Source organism: Mycobacterium sp. SP-6446 (genome assembly GCF_001954045.1).
In the GTDB taxonomy this organism is placed as follows: domain Bacteria; phylum Actinomycetota; class Actinomycetes; order Mycobacteriales; family Mycobacteriaceae; genus Mycobacterium.
The window spans coordinates 23,786-41,415 of sequence record NZ_MBEM01000262.1; the positions used below are offsets into that span (position 1 = coordinate 23,786).

A 17,630-nucleotide genomic window follows, 5' to 3' on the forward strand; every position below is an offset into this window, starting at 1 on the left:
CCAGGTGCAGATCCTGGTTACCGACGCCACCGGCACCGTCGGGCGGCTGGTCGCACGCCAGCTCATCGCCGCCGGCCACGCCGTCAGCGGCATTGCTGCGCGCCCCCACCCGTGCCTGGACCCAAACGTCGAGTTTGTTTGCGCGCCGTTGAGCCACCCCGTCTTGCAACAGCTGGCCAACGAGGCCGACGCTGTTATTCATCTGGCCCCGGTCGACACGACCGCCCCCGGCAGCGCGGACATCGACGGCGTCGCGCGGGTGACCCATGCGGCCGCCCGCGCCGGCGCGCGCTTGCTGTTCGTTTCCCAGGCCGCGGGCCGGCCCGACCTGTACCGACCCGCCGAGGAGCTGGTGTCCACCAGTTGGGCGCCGAGCGTGGTCGTCCGGATCGCGCCGCCGGTCGGCCGTCAGCTCGACTGGATGGTCTGCCGCACCGTGGCCACGCTGTTGCGCAGCAAGGTTTCCGCACAGACCATGCGGGTGCTGCACCTCGACGATCTGGTGCGGTTCCTCGTTTTGGCGCTCGACACCGACCGCACCGGCGTCGTGGACCTCGCCACACCGGACGCCACCAACGTGATCACGGCATGGCGGGTGCTGCGATCCGCCGATCCGCGTTCCCGGCCGTATGGCGTTCGCAGCTGGCCACAGTTGATGCCGGAGATGGATATCACTGCAGCGCAAGAGGATTGGGGGTTCGAGTTTGGCTGGCAGGCAATCGAGGCGGTCGCCGACACCGCGCGCGGACTCGTCGGCCGCAGACTCGGTCCCGCCGGCGCGGTCCGCCATGGGGGGCGACTGGCGCTGCCGGTGGAGGTCCTCCCGCGGCACGCGCCGCCCGGTTCGCTGCGCAACGCGGCACCGGAGGGCATGGAGGGCGAATTCGACGACCTGATCGATCCACGCTTCCCGGTTTTCAGTGCGACCGGCCTCGCCGAGGCGCTGCCCGGACCGCTGACCCCGATAACCCTGGACGTCCAGTTGAGCGGGCTGCGGACGGCCGGCCGGGTGCTGGGTCAGGTGCTCGCGCTCGGTGGCGTCGTAGGTGACGAATGGGGAAGCAGGGCCATCGCGGTGTTCGGTCACCGCCCGTACGTCGGAGTGTCGTCCAATGTCGTTGCCGCCGCCCAGCTCCCGGGCTGGGACGCCGACGCCGTCGTCCGGAACGCCCTGATCGACCAGCCACAGGTCGGTGACCTACTACCATTCGGTCCACCACAGCTAGCCGGCGGGGCGGTGGGGTCGGTCGCCAAGGCGGTCGCCACGGCGAGATCGCTCGCCGCATTGCGTCATCTGCGGACCGACACGCGCGCCTACGCCGCCGCCGCCACCACCGAACACCTCGATGACGCGCAGCTGGGTCTGCTGCCCGATGCCAGCCTCGGGGCACGGCTCCGGCTGTTGCGGGACCGGATTCACCAGGGCTGGATCCTGACGGCGTTGTCGTTGATCGACACCGGCGTCACCGCGGCCGCGCTGGAACGCACCGGCGCGGGAACCAGGGTGCCGGGACTGGGCATGATCTTGGAAGGTGGCCGCGTAACGGCCGAGATCGCCGAGCTGGCAACGATATTGCGCGCCGACCCGCCGCTGGCCGCCCTGGCCCGCGACGGCAATCTCGACAGCATCCGCGCGTTGTCTCCCGGTACCGCCGCCGCGCTCGACTCCGCGGTCGCCCGCATCGGGCACCGCGGGCCAGCGGAAGCCGAGCTGGACAGCACGGTGTTCTTCGACGACCCGGCGATGCTGCTCGTGGCGGCCGCCGAGGCCGCCGACGCCCCCGCCGAGCCGCCTCCGCCCGCGACCCTGGCCCGGCGCTTCGCCGACAATGCCCGCGTGTCGCGCGAGCTGGCCCACGACGCCACCATCCGATTCACCCATGAGCTTCGAAGGACGTTGCGCGAGTTGGGTTCTCGACGGGTCGCGGCGGACCTGATCGACGTTGTGGCCGACGTGTACTACCTGACCTGCGACGAGCTGGTCACGATGCCGGCCGATGCCCGGTTGCGGATTAAGCGCCGGCGCGCCGAGCGGGAGCGCCTGCAGGCGCAACGCCCACCCGACGTCATCGACGGGACGTGGGTGCCCGCCGACGCGTCAGCTCACTAGGTCGGCAAGCGGGGACTGCGGATCGGCCAGCGCGCCGGGGTCGACGGAAGTCCCGGACCTGATCAGCGCTTTGACGTCATCGAGCACGTCCCAGATGTTAACGTTCATCCCGGCCAGCACCCGGTTGTCGCCGTCGAGCCAAAACGCGACGAATTCGCGTCCGGCGACGTCGCCGCGGAACACCACCCGCTCGAAGCTGGGTGCGTGCCCGACGTACTCCATCCCGAGGTCGTACTGATCGGTGAAGAAGTAGGGCAGCTCCGCGTATTCGCCTGGCTCGCCGAGCATTCCGGCGGCCGCCGCCGCGGGTTGCTTGAGGGCATTGGCCCAGTGTTCGGTGCGAATCCGGCAGCCGAACAACGGGTGCTCGGCCGCGGCGATGTCGCCGACCGCGTAGATGTCAGGATCGCTCGTGCGCAGCGACGCGTCGACCAGCACACCGCCGTCGCCCATCGCGAGCCCGGCCCGTTCGGCGAGTTCGACGTTCGGCTTGGCGCCCACGGCCACCAACACCGCATCAGCGGCGACCGTCGACCCGTCGCGCATTTTCAGTCCGGTGGCCCTGCCGCCCGCCGTCGTGATCTCGTCGACCTGCGCCTCGAGCCGCAAGTCCACCCCGTGATCGCGATGGAGGTCGGCGAACACTTCGCCCACCGATTCGCCGAGCGCGGCCAGCAGCGGCTGTTTGGCCGTCTCGACGACCGTTACGGCGACGCCACGCTGTCGGGCACCGGCGGCCACCTCCAGCCCGATCCATCCGGCTCCGACCACGGCCAGCGAAGACCCCTCGGCTAGAACAGAATTCAGCGCCACGGCGTCGTCGTAGGTGCGCAGATAGTGGACCGCGCCGGCGTCGGATCCGGGTATCGGCGGACGTCGGGACGCCGATCCGGTCGCCAGCAACAGCTTGTCGTACCGCACCGCGGTGCCGTCGGGGAGTGTGACGGTGTGTTCGGCGGGGGTCAGGGCCGACACGCGCGAGCCGAGCCTCAAGTCGACGTCGTGGTCGCGGTACCACTCGGAATTCTGCACGGTGAAATCGGTCAGCGATTTCTTGCCGGCAAGATACTCCTTCGAGAGCGGTGGTCGCTCGTAGGGCAGGTGTTCCTCTTCGGCGAAGAGGATGACCTGTCCGTCAAAGCCGCTGTCGCGCAACGCTTCTGCCGCCTTGGCTCCAGCAAGTCCGCCGCCGATGATGACGAATGTGGTCGAGCTGGCCATGATTGCTGCTCCGTTCTTTCCTCGACATTCCCAGCCTACGCGGGCCGGCTCAGGCCAAGAGTTCTTGCAAGGTCAGGGCATTGCGGACGGCGTGGCCGCCGAGGTCGTTGTTGAAATACACCCACACGTCCCTGCCGTCGCGGTCCCATTGAGCGATCTGATCGGCCCAGCGCCGCAGGTCGTCGCCGGAATAGCAGCCGGCGTAGATCGAATCCTCATCCGGGCCGTGCAGCCGCACGTACACCAGATCGGTGGTGGCGCGGGGCACGCACGCCAATCCGGCGCCGCTCATCACCACATAGGCCGCGCGGCGGCGTTCCAGCACTTCGTAGACCGCGGGATCGTTCCAGGATGGATTCCGCAACTCCACGGCCACCCGGATCGACGCCGGGACCTGCCGCAGGAACGAGTCCAGCCGCGCGTCGTCGCGCTGCTGCTCGGGGTGCAACTGAACGAGCAGCACACCGCGTCGATCACCCAGCAGCTGCCAACAGCGCTCGAACCGTTCGATCCAGGGCTCCGGGGAGGCCAGTCGGCGGTAGTGGGTCAGTCCGCGATGGGCCTTGACCGACATGGTGAAGCCGGCCGGCAGTTGGTCGCGCCACCCCGCGAACGTCGAATCCTTGGGCCAGCGGTAGAAGCTCGCGTTCAGCTCGACGGTGTCGAACACCTCGACGTAGCGCGCCAACCGCTTGCCGGCCGGCAGGCCGGGCCGGTAGAGCACGTCGGTCCAGTGCTGATACGACCAGCCCGACGTGCCGATTCGCACCGTCACAGGGAGCTCAACCGGTCACCCGCCGGCGCAGATCGTCGTCGAGTGCGACCCGCACCAACGCGGCGGCCAGCCGGGCGTTGGCACGCGGAGCCAGCGAGGCCAGCTTCGCCGCATCGGCCGGCAGGCCCAACCGCTTAGCCGCGGTGGTGGCGCGGTCGTCGAAATACGGGCGAACCCAGGTCCATACGTCTTGCACTTCGCGTAGGTAGATGTCGGCGCCGGTTTCACCGATTCCCTTGAACGTCTTGAGCATTCGCTTGGCCTCGCCGATGTCTCGATGGCTGCGACCATCGAGTTCGCGAAGGTCGCCCGAATACTCGTCGCAAACCAGCCTGGCCATGTCGGTGAGGCGGGTGGCCGAGCTTTCGTCGTAGCGCACATAGTGAGCCCGGCCGAACGCGCTGATCATGGTCCGCCTGTCGGAGGCCAGGACTGCCTTCGGGGTCCGCAGGCCCGTCTTGAAGATCTCGCGGGCCGCGCGCGTGGCGGTGGTGGCATCGATCGGCTTGCTGGCCAGCATGCTCAGCACCAGCAGTTGAAACAGCGGCATCGGTTTGTCGTTGACCCGAATGCCCGCCTCGGCCGCGTACGTGGTGCCGGCGACCTTCAGCAGTCGCCCCACCAATTGCTCGCGCCCGCTCATACCGCACCGCGTACCCGCGCCATTCCGCGGCAAACCGGACCGGGGGCCGGCTATTTGGCGGGCAGGCTGCGCGCGTAGCCGACGGCTCGCGTCACCCAACCCTGAAGCTGGCGCTTGGTTTTCACGCCCTCGTCGTCAACGCGCAACCAGCCCCGGGCTTCCCGGCCCGCCATCACCATGGCGCTGACGTGGTCGCGTTCCAGCAGCTTGTCGGTGTCGTCCGGCGGTACCCGCACCAGCAATCCGCCCTGCCCGCTAGCGGCGACGGACATGTTGCCGTTCACCAGGAACGCGAGGCCACCGAACATGCGCTTTTCCTCGACGCCACGCTCGGATCCGAGCAGTTCCCGGATCCGGTTGGCCAGGTCTTCGTCGTAGGCCATGCGCCGACCTTAACGCCGGCGACCGACACGCGCCGAGCCTGTAATTTCGCAGGCCTCTACTCGTACTTCTGCTGCAGATTTACAGGCTCGGCGAATATGCCGAACGCGGTGTCAGTCCAAGTCCACCCGAATGGTGAGCAGGTCGCTGCCCATCAGGCGCACCACGGCGCTGTTGAGCCGGGGGAGGTTGCCCAGCCGCCGCAACGCGTCGTCGTCGGGCATGAGGTGAGCCGTTCCGTTTCGCCACCGACCGCCAATGCGCACCCGAACGGCCGAGTTGGCCTTGATGTTTCGGACGTAGTCGGAACGCTCACCGTGCTCGGAGACCATCCAGAACTGGTTGTCCACCACGCGGCCGCCGACCGCGGTGCGCCGCGGCTGCCCCGATTTGCGGCCGACGGTCTCGAGCATGGTCACGGGCAGTTGCCGCCCCACCGGGTTCACCACCAGACGCTGGACGCGGTGGACGACTCGCCGCTTCAAATCCCTCAGGTCGGTCACGTCCCCGATTGTGGCAGCATCCGGCGGGGTCTACGCGGGCCGGCGAGCCGGGACGCCGACGGCGCGCAGGACCCACTCGCGGGGCACGTCGAATGCCAGCGACCGGCGCGGGATCGTGGTCAGCACCGCTTCGGGGATGGCCGTTTTGTATCGCAGCGACAGGTGACCGGAGAACGCCGGGTCGACCTGGCTGACGTCGACGTCGAGCGCGAGACCGCTCTCGGAGAATTCCGCCCTGACCGGTCCGCTCTGGGCCGCGTCCCAGCGCTGGTCGATGGCTCGACTCGCCAATTTCGGCACGGTCGACAATGTCCCGAGAACCCGCTGGGGGGTAAGGGCCAGGGAACCGGCATAGCTGCGGGTGTTGTTGCCCTTGACCACGAAACCCGGTACGGAGCCGTTGAATCGGAACGTGACCGGGACGAACTCGGCGAGATGGAGTATTCCCTCCGATTCGACTTCGGCCCGCATGTCGGCGGGCAGTTTGCCAATGCGGAGCATCCTGCGCAGGATCACGGCCATCCCCGCACAGTAACGGCCCCGGCTAGCGCCTGCGCCGTTTTGCCACAGACGAAAACAGCCGCCGCACGATGGCGGCGGCTGTCTCGTTCTGCCTGCTAGGTCGTCGCGTACGCAACGAATTGGCCGCCAGGCAGGAAGACGCCCCACTGGTTTACGGCCGGGTTAAACACGACGGGGTAGTCGACCGGTTGACCCGGCGGCATCCAGCGGGCCGGAAGCCCGTAGCCAATCGGGTCGTTGTAGTGCCCCGGTGGCGGGAATCCGCCCTGTCCCGGTGGGAGCGGCGTGCCCGGACCGTTGCAGTTGACGCCCGGGCCGCCGTTACAAATCGGCTGTCCCGGGATGATCGGTCCCTGACCCGGCACGTTCGGTCCCGGCACATTCGGCCCCGGCACGTTCGGTCCCGGAATGTTCGGGCCAGGCACATTCGGGCCGTTCGGATCGGCTTGCGCCAACCCGGCACCCAATCCGAGCGCGCCGGACGTCAAAGCACCTGCAATTGCGGCGCCAGCAGCGATTCTGTTCAACCTCATGGTGAACTCCTTATCCAGCCGATTGGCCGCATCCAGCAGCCTCACAGCAGCGATTTGTTGTTCGTCACCCGCGCAGTTGCTAAACGTCGGGATAGAGGTGAACCCCCCGGCCGGTCCTCCCTCTGCCCTGAGGCCTACCCAGGACCGGGGGAGGTCAAAACCTCAACAGCCGCATTAGGCCGCGGCGGTCGCCTTCTCGGTCACCGGCTCCAGGGCCCGTGCGACGATCTCGGCGACGTCGGTCATCGGCGTGACGGTCAGCGCCTCGAGTACCTCGGCGGGCACGTCGTCCAGATCCGGCTCGTTGCGCGACGGGATGAAAACCGTTGACAGCCCGGCACGTTGGGCGGCCAGCAGCTTCTGCTTCACCCCGCCGATCGGCAGCACCCGCCCGTTCAGCGTGACCTCGCCGGTCATGCCGACGTCGGAGCGGACGTGACGTCCGGTGGCCATCGAGACCAGCGCGGTCACCATCGTGACACCGGCCGACGGACCGTCCTTGGGCACCGCCCCGGCGGGCACGTGCACGTGGATGCGGCGGTCCAGCGCCTTGGGGTCAACCCCCAGCTCAGCGGCGTGGGAACGCACGTAGGACAGCGCGATCTGCGCCGATTCCTTCATCACGTCGCCCAGCTGACCGGTCAGCTGCAAACCGGGCTCGCCATCGGTCGCGCCTGCTTCGATGTAGAGCACATCGCCGCCCAGGCCGGTCACGGCCAGGCCGGTGGCGACGCCGGGCACCGCGGTGCGTTCGGCCGACTCCGGCGTAAACCGCGGCCGGCCAAGGTAATCGACCAGATCGGGCTCGTCGATGACTTTCGGCGTCACCGGTTCCTCGGCGATCTTCGTCGTCACCTTGCGCAGCGCCTTGGCCAGCAGGCGTTCGAACTGGCGCACCCCCGGTTCGCGGGTGTAGTCCGCGGCAATCTTCCGCAGCGCGGCGTCGGTGACGGTGACCTCGTCGTCGTTCAGCGCCGCCCGCTCGCGCTGGCGGGGCAGCAGGTAGTCGCGGGCGATGGCGACCTTGTCGTCCTCGGTGTAGCCGTCGATAGCCACGAGCTCCATCCTGTCCAGCAGGGCCGACGGAATGGTCTCGATCACGTTGGCGGTGGCCAGGAACACCACATCGGACAGGTCCAGGTCCAGATCCAGGTAGTGGTCGCGGAACGTGTGGTTCTGCGCCGGGTCGAGCACCTCGAGCAGCGCCGCGCTCGGGTCGCCGCGGTAGTCGGATCCGACCTTGTCGATTTCGTCAAGCAGCACAACGGGATTCATCGATCCCGCCTCGCCGATCGCACGCACGATCCGGCCGGGCAGCGCGCCCACGTAGGTGCGCCGGTGCCCGCGGATCTCGGCTTCGTCGCGCACGCCGCCCAACGCGACGCGCACGAACTTGCGGCCCAGCGCCCGCGCGACGCTCTCGCCCAGCGACGTCTTGCCGACTCCGGGCGGACCGGCCAGCACCATGACCGCACCCGAGCCGCGGCCGCCGACGACCTGCAGCCCACGCTGCGCACGCCGGGTGCGCACGGCCAGGTATTCGACGATGCGGTCCTTCACGTCGTCCAGCCCGTGGTGGTCGGCGTCCAGGATCGCCCGCGCGGCCGCCAGGTCCGTCGAATCCTCGGTCTTGACGTTCCAGGGCAGGTCGAGCACGGTGTCCAGCCAGGTGCGAATCCAGCCGCTTTCCGGGCTTTGGTCGCTGGCGCGTTCCAGCTTGCCGACCTCGCGCAGCGCGGCCTCGCGCACCTTCTCGGGCAGGTCGGCGGCCTCGACGCGGGCCCGGTAGTCGTCGGATCCGTCGGGCTCGCCCTCGCCCAATTCCTTGCGGATGGCAGCCAGCTGTTGGCGCAGCAGGAACTCCTTCTGCGTCTTCTCCATGCCCTCGCGCACGTCCTCGGCGATCTTGTCGTTGACCTCGACCTCGGCCAGGTGCTCGCCGGTCCAGTCGATCAGCACGCGCAGCCGCTCGGCGACGTCGACCGTCTCCAGCAGCTGGCGCTTCTGCACATCGGTCAGGTAGGACGCGTAGCCGGACGTGTCCGCCAGCGCCGACGGATCGGTCAGGCTGTTGACGTAGTCGATGATCTGCCAGGCGTCGCGCCGCTGCAGCATGGCCAGCAGCAGCTTCCTGTACTCCGCGGCCAGCGCCTTGACGTCCTCGGTCGGCTCGGCCTCGGTGACCTCGGTCACCTCGACCCATAGCGCCGCGCCGGGCCCACTCGCCCCGGCGCCGATCTGCGCCCTGCGCTCACCGCGCACGACGGCGGCGGTGCCGCCGCCGGCGATGCGGCCGACTTGCAGGATCTTCGCGATCACGCCGTGCGACGGGTAGCGGTCCTCGAGCCGCGGAGCGATCAGCAGCTGCCCCGATTCGCTGGCCCGGGCCGCGTCGATGGCCGCCCGCGCGGCGTCGTCCAGTGCGATCGGCACGACCATTCCGGGCAACACGATGGTGTCGGTGACGAACAGCACCGGCACTGATGTGGCTTGAGACACTCGTCCTCCAAAGGTTTAGTCTGTTGCGCTCAACCCTGGTTGGACGTGGTTTGTTCCCGGGTAAATCGTCGCGTCAGTGGGCCGCCGCGCGCTGGCGCGCCCGAAAAGCCTGGACCTTCACCTTGTTTCCGCAGGTGCTCATCCCGCACCAGTGCCGGTTTTTCGCTCTGGACGAATCGACGTAGAGGCGCGTGCATCCGGGATGTGCGCAACGTTTGACGTTGTCGAGGTCGGGTCCGGCGATGAGGTCGAGTAGATCCGCGGCGAGGCTGGCGAGCAGTCGCGGCGCGGTGCCCTCGCGGCGGGTGGCGCCGGTGCGCAGCAATCGCGGCGCGAGCTGGGGTTGCGACGCCCACTCGTTGAGCAGGTCGACGTCGGCGACCTGGGGCCGGCGCCCCTCGAGTCGCGCGATGACGGTGCGGTAGCTGGCCTCGCGCAGCTCGATGGCCGCGACGAGCTCGTCGTCGGTGACGTCGATCGCGTCGTCCAGCAGTCCCGCCTGGACCGCCCAATCCGACAGCAGCCGAGGATCGGTCAGCAGTTCCTCGCGCTCCGACATGCGGCGTTTCAGCGTGCTCGCGAAGTCGAGGCATCGCCGACCGCTCACGTAGACGAATTTCATGTAACCACCTTGACAGGTTTCACGTCGCGGAGCAAGGTGTAACTATCTAAGACGGTTACATGGCTAGTAAGCGAAACGGTTAGGAGCCTTCGACATGATCACGAAAATGCTTGTCAGCGCAGCGATCTTCGGCTCTGTTATTGCGGGAGCGGCGCCGGCCGCCGCCGACCCGGGCCAGTCGGACCAAAACATCTTCGGCGGCCTGACGTGCGACTGCCAGCAGACACCCCCAGCCGGCGGCGCGCTCCAGAACGACGAGATTGATCGCGGAATCTGGGCGGGTCTCGCTCCCGGCTAGCCAGCTAGGGCGCCCAACGTGCGGCTGGCTTCACGTTCGACATCGAACGTGCGGCTGGCCGCACGCTCGCGTCAGTCCGAGCGCGCAGGGGGATCGACGGGGCCCAGCCGCCGCAGCTGCGTCACGTGCTTGGGCGAAAGCTCCTCCAGGCAGGTGACACCCAGCAGGCCCATCGTCCTGATCAGACCGGTCTGCAGGATCTGGATGGCGCGGTTGACGCCCGCCTCACCGCCGGCCATCAGCCCATAGAGATAAGCCCGCCCGACGAGCGCGCACCGCGCCCCCAATGCAATCGCCGCGACGATGTCCGCGCCGGACATGATTCCGGTGTCCACCAGGATCTCGGTGTCGTGGCCGAGCTCACGGGCGACTGCGGGTAATAGATGGAAGGGCACCGGGGCCCGATCCAGTTGGCGGCCACCGTGATTGGACAACACGATGCCGTCGACTCCGCGGTCGACGACGGCGCGGGCATCGTCGAGGGTCTGGATACCTTTCACGACGAGCTTTCCCGGCCATCGAGACTTGATCCACTCCAGATCCGCGAAGGTGAGGCTGGGATCGAACATCGTGCTCAGATACTCACCGACGGTCCCGGACCAGCGGTCCAGCGACGCGAATGCCAGCGGCTCGGTAGTCAAGAGATCGAACCACCACTTCGGGTGCGGCACGGCGTCAAGGACGGTCCGCAGCGTCAGCGCCGGTGGGATCGTCATCCCGTTGCGGTTGTCGCGAAATCGCGCACCGGCGACCGGCACGTCGACGGTGACCAGCAGGGTGTCGAAGCCGGCGTCGGCCGCGCGTTGCACCAGCGCCATCGAGCGCTCGCGGTCGCGCCACATGTAGAGCTGAAACCACTTCCGCCCCTGGGGCACGGCGGTCACGAGGTCTTCGATCGCACAGGTACCGAGTGTGGACAGCGAGAACGGAATACCGGCGCTGGCCGCCGCCCGTGCGCCCGCGATCTCGCCCTCGGTGTGCATCAGGCGGGTGAACCCGGTCGGCGCGATCCCGAATGGCAGCACAACCGGTTGGCCGAGCACGTTCCAGCCGGCGGTCACGTTGCTGACGTCGCGCAGGATCGTCGGATGAAATTCGATGTCGCGGAACGCTTGTCGGGCTCGCTGCAGGGACAACTCGTCTTCGGCGGCGCCGTCGGCATAGTCGAACGCCGCCTTGGGGGTGCGCCGCTTGGCGATTCGCCGCAGATCGTCGATGGTGAAGGCGGCGTCGAGGCGCCGCGTCGTAGCGTTGAACCGGGGTCTTCTGAATTGGATCAGCGGTGCCAGATCGCGCACTTTGGGCACTCGCCGTTTGACCGCCATGTGTGCAACCGTAGTCGTATGGCGTCGGCAGCCGACCCCTTCGACCTGAAGCGTTTCGTTGATGCCCAGGCCCCCGTCTACCGCAGCGTCGTCGACGAGTTACGCGACGGGCGCAAGCGCGGTCACTGGATGTGGTTCGTGTTTCCGCAACTTCGTGGGCTGGGCAGCAGCCCGATGGCGGACCACTACGGCATCGCCTCCCTCGAGGAAGCCCGCGCCTATCTGCGGCACGACCCGCTCGGGCCGCGATTGCATGAATGCGCCCAGCTGGTGAACGAGGTGCAGGGGCGTTCGATCGCGCAGATATTCGGTTCTCCCGACGACCTCAAGCTGCGTTCGTCGATGACGCTGTTCGCCCGCGCAGCCGAGGACAACGCGGACTTCGTGGCGCTGCTCGACCGGTACTACGACGGCGAGGAAGACCAGCTGACAGTGGCGCGGCTGCGGCGTTCCTAAACGGGGCTCAGGATGCGCCAGCCATGGGGCTCGACGGCCAGCGTCTGCACGACGTCCTGGGGCGGGGCCGCCGATCCGGCGACAATCTGAGCTCGTGCCGCGCCGAGTTCGGAGAGGACCAGCTGGAGGGGCTCGTCGTCGATGTTGAGCGCCACCAGCAGTGCGTTCTCGCCGCTGCGCGTCTCGTAGACGTAGTGCCGGTTGGTCAGCCGAAGCGCGGTGGTGGACGCCGAATGCAGCCAGGCGTGGCGGCGCCGCAGCCCGACGAGGTATTGGTGCAGCGCCCACACCTCGGTGCCGAACGCATCCAATTGCACTGGGGGAGAGGCGAACTCCGGGCGGACCGCGTCGTCTCCGCCGTAGCGCTCTTCCTTCACCCCGCGAAGGGCGAACTCGTCGCCGGCGTACACGCTGGGCACGCCGCCCACCGTCAGCAGAATCACCAGCGCATGAGCCAGATGTGCGGAGTTTTCCAGCCGGCTGGCGATGCGGGTGACGTCGTGGTTGCCGACGAATGTCAGCGGGGCGAAGCTGGTGAGGAAAGTGTTGTGTCGCTGCAGCGCCCAGTCCAGCTCGAAGAAGTTGGCGTCGTTGAGCGCGCTCCAGATCGCCTTCCACAGCTCGTATTGGGTGGCGGAGTCGAACTTGGCCGCATCCACGACCGCGGCATAGTCGCCGTGGATGAGCTCGCCGACGAACCAGGCGTCCGGATGTAGTTCGCGGACCTTAGGCAGGGTAGAGGCCCAGAAGTGTTGTGGCACAATGTAAGCGGCATCCAGGCGCCAGCCGTCCGCGCCGCGGCGCAGCCAGTGCGCCATCACGTCAGCCGTGTACGCGACGACCTCGGGATTGTCGTGGTTGAGGGTGATGAGTTCGGAATGGCCCTCGAAGGTGTGGAATCGGCCCGGGCGCCCGCGAAACCAGCTTGCCGCCGCGCCGTTGTGCGGCGCCTCGCGATACCGCGGGAAGTCGACGCCGACGTGGTTGAACACGCCGTCGAGCAGGATGCGCAGCCCGCGGCGGTGCGCCTCGGCGACGAGGTAGTCGAAGTCGGTGTCGTCACCGAGGCGCGGGTCGATGCGGTAGTGATCGGTGGTGTCGTAACCGTGTGTGCGCGAGGCAAAGATCGGCCCCAGCGCGATCCCCGACGCTCCCAACGCGATGGCGTGGTCGAACCAATTCACCAGCCGCCGCAGCCGGTGTTCCTCGGGATCCGGCGGCTCGGTCGCCGGAAACGCGCCGACGAACCCCAGCGGATAGACCTGCCACCAGATCGCGTGGGGAACCCAGGACGGGGTCACGTCGCGGCGATCAGCCGACAGCTGCCAGTGTCTGCGAGGCGGTAATCGCCTGTGCCACACCGGCAATGATGGCGGCGGCCTTCAACGCCTCCAGGATGGCCTCGCGGCTGATCCCCGCCTCGCGCAGCGCGTGCTCGTGGGCGACCATACAGTGTGAGCAACCGTTGATCGACGACACCGCGAAACACCAGAGTTCGAAGTTCGCCTTGTCCACACCCGGATTGCCGATCACATTCATCCGCAGTCCCGGCCGCAGGTCGTCGTAGGCGCCTTCGAGGAAGCCGCGGCCGCGGTAGAAGACGTTGTTCATGCCCATGATGGACGCGGCGGCCAATGCGGCCTGGTATGCCTCGGCGGACAGGTTGTCGGCGGCATCCGTGCCAATCTCGTTCAGCACCTGGGTGTTTCGGGTGGCCACGGCACTGGCCAACAAGGTGCCCCACAGCTGCTCGGAGTCCAGGACGGTGCTGCGGGTGATCGAGCCCAGGTTGAGCTTGAGATCCTTGGCGTACTCGGGCAGGGCGGCCTTGAGCGTCTCTACGGTCATGTCGCGTCTTCCAATCGTGATCAGGCCTGGGATCAGGCGGAGGCCTTGAGCAACTCGCCGGCGTCCAGCGTCGGGTCGCCCTTGCGCCAGTTGCACGCACACAGCTCGTCGGACTGCAGGGCGTCCAGCACGCGCAGCACCTCGTCCACGTTACGCCCCACGGATCCCGCGGTCGCCGACACGAATTGGATCTCGTTGTTGGGGTCGACGAGGAAGGTCACCCGGTCCGCGACGCCGTCGGCGTTGAGCACCCCGGTGGCTTCGACGAGTTCCCGCTTGATGTCGGACAGCATCGGGAACGGCAGCCGCTTGAGGTCTTCGTGCTGCGCGCGCCACTGGAAGTGCACGAATTCGCTGTCGATCGAGACGCCCAGGATTTGCGCGTCGCGGTCGGAGAACTCGTCGTTCAGCTTGCCGAACGCCGCGATCTCGGTCGGGCACACGAAGGTGAAGTCCTTCGGCCAGAAGAACACCACACGCCACTTGCCGGGGTGGTCCTCATTGGTGATCGTGGTGAAGTAGTCGCCTGGTTGCTGGGCGTCGACCTTCGACAGGTCGCCACCGATCAGCGCGGTGAGCTGGTAGGCGGGGAATTGGTCGCCGATCGTCAGCAATGCCATGTCCGCTCCTTATCTGGACTTAATCAAGATTAGCTGTCTTCCCCAATGCTGCCGTGAGCTCGGTCTAAAGTAAAGGTGATATATCCCACTACACTAATAGGTATGACCGATAAGAGTTTTCAGCCCACTCTCGCCGGGCTACGTGCCTTCGTCGCGGTGGCCGAGAAGCAGCATTTCGGCAGTGCGGCAACCACTCTCGGCGTCAGTCAGTCGACGCTCTCACAGGCTTTGGCGGCGCTGGAAGCCAGCGTGGACACCCGTCTCGTGGAACGGTCGACGCGGCGGGTGCGCGTGACGACCGAGGGGATGCGGCTGTTGCCGTTCGCCCAGGCCGTCGTCGAGGCGATGGGGGCGTTCAGCGCCGCGGCCGCGGGGACATCCGACCCGCTGCAGGGCACCATGCGGTTGGGATTGATCCCGACGGTGGCGCCCTACGTGTTGCCGTCGGTGTTGGCGGGGCTGGCGAGCCGCCTGCCCGCGCTCACGCTGCGGGTGATCGAAGACCAGACCGAGCGGCTCCTGGCGGCGCTGCGCGACGGCGCGTTGGACGCCGCCCTGATCGCGTTGCCCTCCGATGCGGCCGGCGTCACCGAGATCGCCATCTACGACGAGGATTTCCTGCTCGCGGTGCCGCCCGGGCACCCGCTTTCGGGCAAACACCGCGTGCCCACCGGCGCGCTGGCGGAGCTGCCGCTGCTCTTGCTGGACGAGGGTCACTGCCTGCGCGATCAGGCCCTGGACGTCTGCCAGAAGGCGGGCGTGCGGGCCGACCTCGCCGATACGCGGGCCGCGTCGCTGGCCACCGCCGTGCAATGCGTGACGGGCGGGCTGGGCGTCACGCTGATCCCGCAAAGCGCGGCGCCGGTCGAGGCCGCGCGCAGCCAACTCGGACTCGCGCAGTTCGCGACTCCCCGCCCCGGTCGACGGATAGGCCTGGTGTTCCGTTCCTCGAGCGGTCGCGACGAATCCTATCGGCGGCTCGCCCGGATCATCGGCGAGTCGATCAAGGCTGAGCACAAGGTCCGGCTGATCAAATAGCGGCCCTGTGGACCCGGGGCCTCCGACGGTAGGTTCAGCCCATGGAGAAGGTAATCGCCGTACTGATGCGCACCGAAGCCGACGACGATTGGTGCGCCCGCCAACGGGGCCCCGTCGCCGACGCGCTGTTGGGGCTGGGCCTGCCCGGGTTGTCGGTCAATGTCCGGGACGCCGCGGTGCGCCACTCGCTGATGACGTTGACCACCCTGGACCCGCCGGTCGCCGCGGTGGTCAGCCTGTGGACCCAGCAGTGCTACGGCGACCAGACGGCGGCGGCGCTGGACCTGCTCGCCAAGGAATGCGAACTACTGGGCGCGTACCTGGTGACGGAGTCGGTCCCGCTGGCCGCGCCGGCCGTCGAATCCGGCACTCGCACACCGGGTTTAGCCAACATCGCCCTGCTGCGCCGGCCCGCGGCCCTCGATCAGGAGTCCTGGCTCACGCGCTGGCAGCGCGAGCACACCTCGGTCGCCATCGAAACCCAGTCGACATTCGGTTACACCCAGAACTGGGTGGTCCGGACGCTCACCGAGGGCGCGCCGGGAATCTCGGGCATCGTCGAAGAGTTGTTCCCCGCGGAGGCAATCACCGACTTGAAGGCATTCTTCGGTGCCGTAGACGACGCGGACCTGCAGCACCGGGTGGGCCGGATGGTCGCCAGCACAACTGCATTTGGCGCCAACGAGAACATCGACACCGTGCCGACCAGCCGGTACGTGTTCAAGGCGCCCTTTGGAAGTGAGGACACCGGATGACGACACTCGACGACGCGGTAGCGCTGGCGGCAGGGGAAAGCGGTCTGGCGGTGATATCCACCGTTCGTGCCGATGGCAGCGTGCAGGCATCGCTGGTCAACGTCGGCCTGTTGCCGCATCCGGCCGCGGGCCAACCGTCCCTTGCGTTTACCACGTACGGCAAAGTCAAGCTCGCCAACCTGCGGGCGCGGCCACAGCTGGCCGTCACGTTCAAGAACGGTTGGCAGTGGGCCACTGTCGAGGGCCGCGCCGAGCTGGCCGGCCCGGACGACGCGCAGCCCTGGCTGACGGGCGGCGATCAGTTGCGGCTCCTGCTCCGTGACGTCTTCACGGCGGCGGGCGGCACGCACGACGACTGGGACGAGTACGACCGGGTGATGGCCACCGAGCGGCGTGCCGTGGTGTTGATCGCGCCGACCCGCGTCTACAGCAACGGCTGAATTCACCAACCGTTAGGCTGCAGCCGTGACGCTGCAGATCGACGACGAAAAGCGGGTACGCACGCTTACGCTCAACCGGCCCGACGCGCTGAATGCCTTCAACGAAGCCCTCTATGACGCGACGGCCGAGGCGCTGTGGGCCGCGGCCGAGGATCCCGAGGTCGCCGTCGTGCTATTGACCGGCGCCGGGCGCGGCTTCAGCGCCGGTACCGACCTCGCCGAGATGCAGGCGCGGATCACCGACCCCGATTTCACGCCGGGAAAGCACGGCTTCGTCGGCTTGATCGACGCGCTCAGCGCGTTTCCGAAGCCACTGATCTGCGCGGTGAACGGCGTCGGGGTGGGCATCGGCGCCACGATTCTCGGCTACGCCGACCTGGCGTTCATGTCCGCGACGGCGCGCCTGAAGTGCCCCTTCACCAGCCTGGGTGTCGCGCCCGAGGCCGCCTCCTCGTATCTGCTGCCGCAGCTGGTGGGCCGGCAGAACGCCGCCTGGTTGCTCATGTCCTCGGAATGGATCGATGCCGAAGAGGCGCTGCGGATGGGCCTGGTGTGGCGGGTCTGCAATCCGGACGAGTTGTTGCCCGAGGCCCGTCGGCACGCCGAAATCCTTGCGGCGCGGCCGATTTCGAGCCTGATGGCCGTCAAGCACACGATGGTCGAACCGATCCGTCCGGAGATCGCGGCGGCCAGCGCGCGGGAAAACGCTCATTTCGCCGAGTTGATGGGCGCTCAGGCCAACGCCGCCGCTCTGGCGGATTTCAACAAACGCTGACCGGAGTTATCGCGAGCGAGCGGGCTCGAGTTGGCGCGCGGATTCGATGATCGCGCGCAGCGTGCGCCGGCAGCGCCCGCAGTCGGCGCCGGCCCCGCACGCGGCGGCAATCTCCTTCGACGTGCAGGCACCCCGCGCTACCGCCTCGCACACCGTTTGATTGGTGGCCCCCACGCACAGGCATACGTACATCAGCGGGTCCCCCGCGTGCGCGCGTAAGCCGTGCGAACCAGCCTCATATTAGTGGAGTCTAACCTAACTAGATT

General features: G+C 67.8%; 21 protein-coding genes. 7 read left to right on the top strand and 14 right to left on the bottom strand.

Going from position 1 to position 17,630, the window contains the following annotated elements; translation table 11 throughout:
• The first annotated feature begins 4 nt into the window (after nt 1-4).
• A complete protein-coding gene (locus tag A5736_RS23575) occupies nt 5-2,110 on the top strand; it encodes an NAD-dependent epimerase/dehydratase family protein (RefSeq protein WP_076248958.1) in 2,106 nt (701 codons plus the stop codon).
• Here A5736_RS23575 and A5736_RS23580 read toward each other — a convergent pair.
• The 9 genes from A5736_RS23580 to A5736_RS23625 all read right to left on the bottom strand — a co-directional run bounded on the left by A5736_RS23580 (nt 2,099) and on the right by A5736_RS23625 (nt 9,809).
• Nucleotides 2,099-3,331 carry an NAD(P)/FAD-dependent oxidoreductase gene (locus tag A5736_RS23580; protein WP_076248960.1) on the bottom strand — a complete coding sequence of 411 codons (1,233 nt, stop codon included), beginning with the start codon at nt 3,329-3,331 and terminating at the stop codon, nt 2,099-2,101. The two genes, A5736_RS23575 and A5736_RS23580, sit on opposite strands and share 12 nt — an antisense overlap.
• A 49-nt stretch (nt 3,332-3,380) precedes the next feature.
• A complete protein-coding gene (locus A5736_RS23585; protein ID WP_076248961.1) occupies nt 3,381-4,106 on the bottom strand; it encodes a DUF72 domain-containing protein in 726 nt (241 codons plus the stop codon).
• 7 nt (nt 4,107-4,113) lie between these two features.
• Nucleotides 4,114-4,749 carry an endonuclease gene (locus A5736_RS23590; protein WP_076248963.1) on the bottom strand — a complete coding sequence of 212 codons (636 nt, stop codon included), beginning with the start codon at nt 4,747-4,749 and terminating at the stop codon, nt 4,114-4,116.
• A 50-nt stretch (nt 4,750-4,799) separates the two neighbouring features.
• On the bottom strand, nt 4,800-5,132 hold the full coding sequence (locus A5736_RS23595) for a TfoX/Sxy family protein (protein WP_076248965.1): 333 nt from the start codon (nt 5,130-5,132) through the stop codon (nt 4,800-4,802).
• Nucleotides 5,133-5,243: 111 nt separating this feature from the next.
• On the bottom strand, nt 5,244-5,633 hold the full coding sequence (locus A5736_RS23600) for a nitroreductase/quinone reductase family protein (protein ID WP_076248967.1): 390 nt from the start codon (nt 5,631-5,633) through the stop codon (nt 5,244-5,246).
• 30 nt (nt 5,634-5,663) lie between these two features.
• The gene (locus tag A5736_RS23605) at nt 5,664-6,155 is read right to left on the bottom strand and encodes a hypothetical protein (RefSeq protein ID WP_076248969.1); all 492 of its coding nucleotides are present in this window, start codon (nt 6,153-6,155) and stop codon (nt 5,664-5,666) included.
• Nucleotides 6,156-6,250: 95 nt separating this feature from the next.
• Nucleotides 6,251-6,688, bottom strand: coding sequence for a hypothetical protein (locus A5736_RS23610; RefSeq protein WP_233147987.1), 438 nt, complete (start codon nt 6,686-6,688; stop codon nt 6,251-6,253).
• 174 nt (nt 6,689-6,862) lie between these two features.
• Nucleotides 6,863-9,187 (bottom strand): endopeptidase La, encoded by a 2,325-nt coding sequence (lon, locus tag A5736_RS23620; RefSeq protein ID WP_076248971.1) that lies wholly within the window; start codon nt 9,185-9,187, stop codon nt 6,863-6,865.
• Between the two features lie 73 nt (nt 9,188-9,260).
• Nucleotides 9,261-9,809 (bottom strand): ABATE domain-containing protein, encoded by a 549-nt coding sequence (locus tag A5736_RS23625; RefSeq protein WP_076123240.1) that lies wholly within the window; start codon nt 9,807-9,809, stop codon nt 9,261-9,263.
• A 94-nt stretch (nt 9,810-9,903) separates the two neighbouring features.
• Here A5736_RS23625 and A5736_RS23630 point away from each other — a divergent pair, with 94 nt between their 5' ends.
• Nucleotides 9,904-10,107, top strand: a complete 204-nt coding sequence (locus A5736_RS23630) for a hypothetical protein (protein ID WP_076248973.1) — start codon at nt 9,904-9,906, stop codon at nt 10,105-10,107.
• 71 nt (nt 10,108-10,178) lie between these two features.
• On the opposite strand, the gene A5736_RS23635 is transcribed toward A5736_RS23630, so the two are convergent.
• Entirely contained in the window at nt 10,179-11,432 is a 1,254-nt protein-coding gene (locus A5736_RS23635) for an alpha-hydroxy acid oxidase (protein ID WP_076248975.1), read from the bottom strand.
• 18 nt (nt 11,433-11,450) lie between these two features.
• On the opposite strand from A5736_RS23635, the gene A5736_RS23640 reads away from it, so the two are divergent.
• The gene (locus A5736_RS23640; RefSeq protein WP_076123246.1) at nt 11,451-11,888 is read left to right on the top strand and encodes a DUF1810 domain-containing protein; all 438 of its coding nucleotides are present in this window, start codon (nt 11,451-11,453) and stop codon (nt 11,886-11,888) included.
• On the opposite strand, the gene A5736_RS23645 is transcribed toward A5736_RS23640, so the two are convergent.
• Genes A5736_RS23645 through A5736_RS23655 form a run of 3 tightly spaced genes read right to left on the bottom strand, consistent with a single transcriptional unit; the run spans nt 11,885 to nt 14,356 of the window.
• Nucleotides 11,885-13,189, bottom strand: coding sequence for an alpha-amylase family glycosyl hydrolase (locus A5736_RS23645; RefSeq protein WP_076248976.1), 1,305 nt, complete (start codon nt 13,187-13,189; stop codon nt 11,885-11,887). The two genes, A5736_RS23640 and A5736_RS23645, sit on opposite strands and share 4 nt — an antisense overlap.
• A gap of 10 nt (nt 13,190-13,199) precedes the next feature.
• The gene (locus tag A5736_RS23650; RefSeq protein WP_076123251.1) at nt 13,200-13,736 is read right to left on the bottom strand and encodes an alkyl hydroperoxide reductase; all 537 of its coding nucleotides are present in this window, start codon (nt 13,734-13,736) and stop codon (nt 13,200-13,202) included.
• Nucleotides 13,737-13,768: 32 nt separating this feature from the next.
• Nucleotides 13,769-14,356 (bottom strand): peroxiredoxin, encoded by a 588-nt coding sequence (locus A5736_RS23655; protein ID WP_076123253.1) that lies wholly within the window; start codon nt 14,354-14,356, stop codon nt 13,769-13,771.
• Nucleotides 14,357-14,458: 102 nt separating this feature from the next.
• Between A5736_RS23655 and A5736_RS23660 the strand changes: the two genes are divergently transcribed.
• The 4 genes from A5736_RS23660 to A5736_RS23675 are packed head-to-tail and all read left to right on the top strand — an operon-like array spanning nt 14,459 to nt 17,364.
• Nucleotides 14,459-15,394, top strand: coding sequence for a hydrogen peroxide-inducible genes activator (locus tag A5736_RS23660; protein WP_076248978.1), 936 nt, complete (start codon nt 14,459-14,461; stop codon nt 15,392-15,394).
• Nucleotides 15,395-15,435: 41 nt separating this feature from the next.
• The gene (locus tag A5736_RS23665; protein WP_076248980.1) at nt 15,436-16,149 is read left to right on the top strand and encodes an EthD domain-containing protein; all 714 of its coding nucleotides are present in this window, start codon (nt 15,436-15,438) and stop codon (nt 16,147-16,149) included.
• A complete protein-coding gene (locus tag A5736_RS23670; RefSeq protein WP_076248981.1) occupies nt 16,146-16,589 on the top strand; it encodes a TIGR03618 family F420-dependent PPOX class oxidoreductase in 444 nt (147 codons plus the stop codon). The genes A5736_RS23665 and A5736_RS23670 overlap by 4 nt, the downstream gene beginning before the upstream one ends.
• 25 nt (nt 16,590-16,614) lie before the next feature.
• Nucleotides 16,615-17,364, top strand: coding sequence for an enoyl-CoA hydratase/isomerase family protein (locus A5736_RS23675; RefSeq protein WP_076248983.1), 750 nt, complete (start codon nt 16,615-16,617; stop codon nt 17,362-17,364).
• Nucleotides 17,365-17,370: 6 nt separating this feature from the next.
• Here A5736_RS23675 and A5736_RS23680 read toward each other — a convergent pair whose 3' ends face one another.
• Entirely contained in the window at nt 17,371-17,556 is a 186-nt protein-coding gene (locus tag A5736_RS23680) for a bacterioferritin-associated ferredoxin (protein WP_076248985.1), read from the bottom strand.
• Nucleotides 17,557-17,630: the final 74 nt, after the last annotated feature.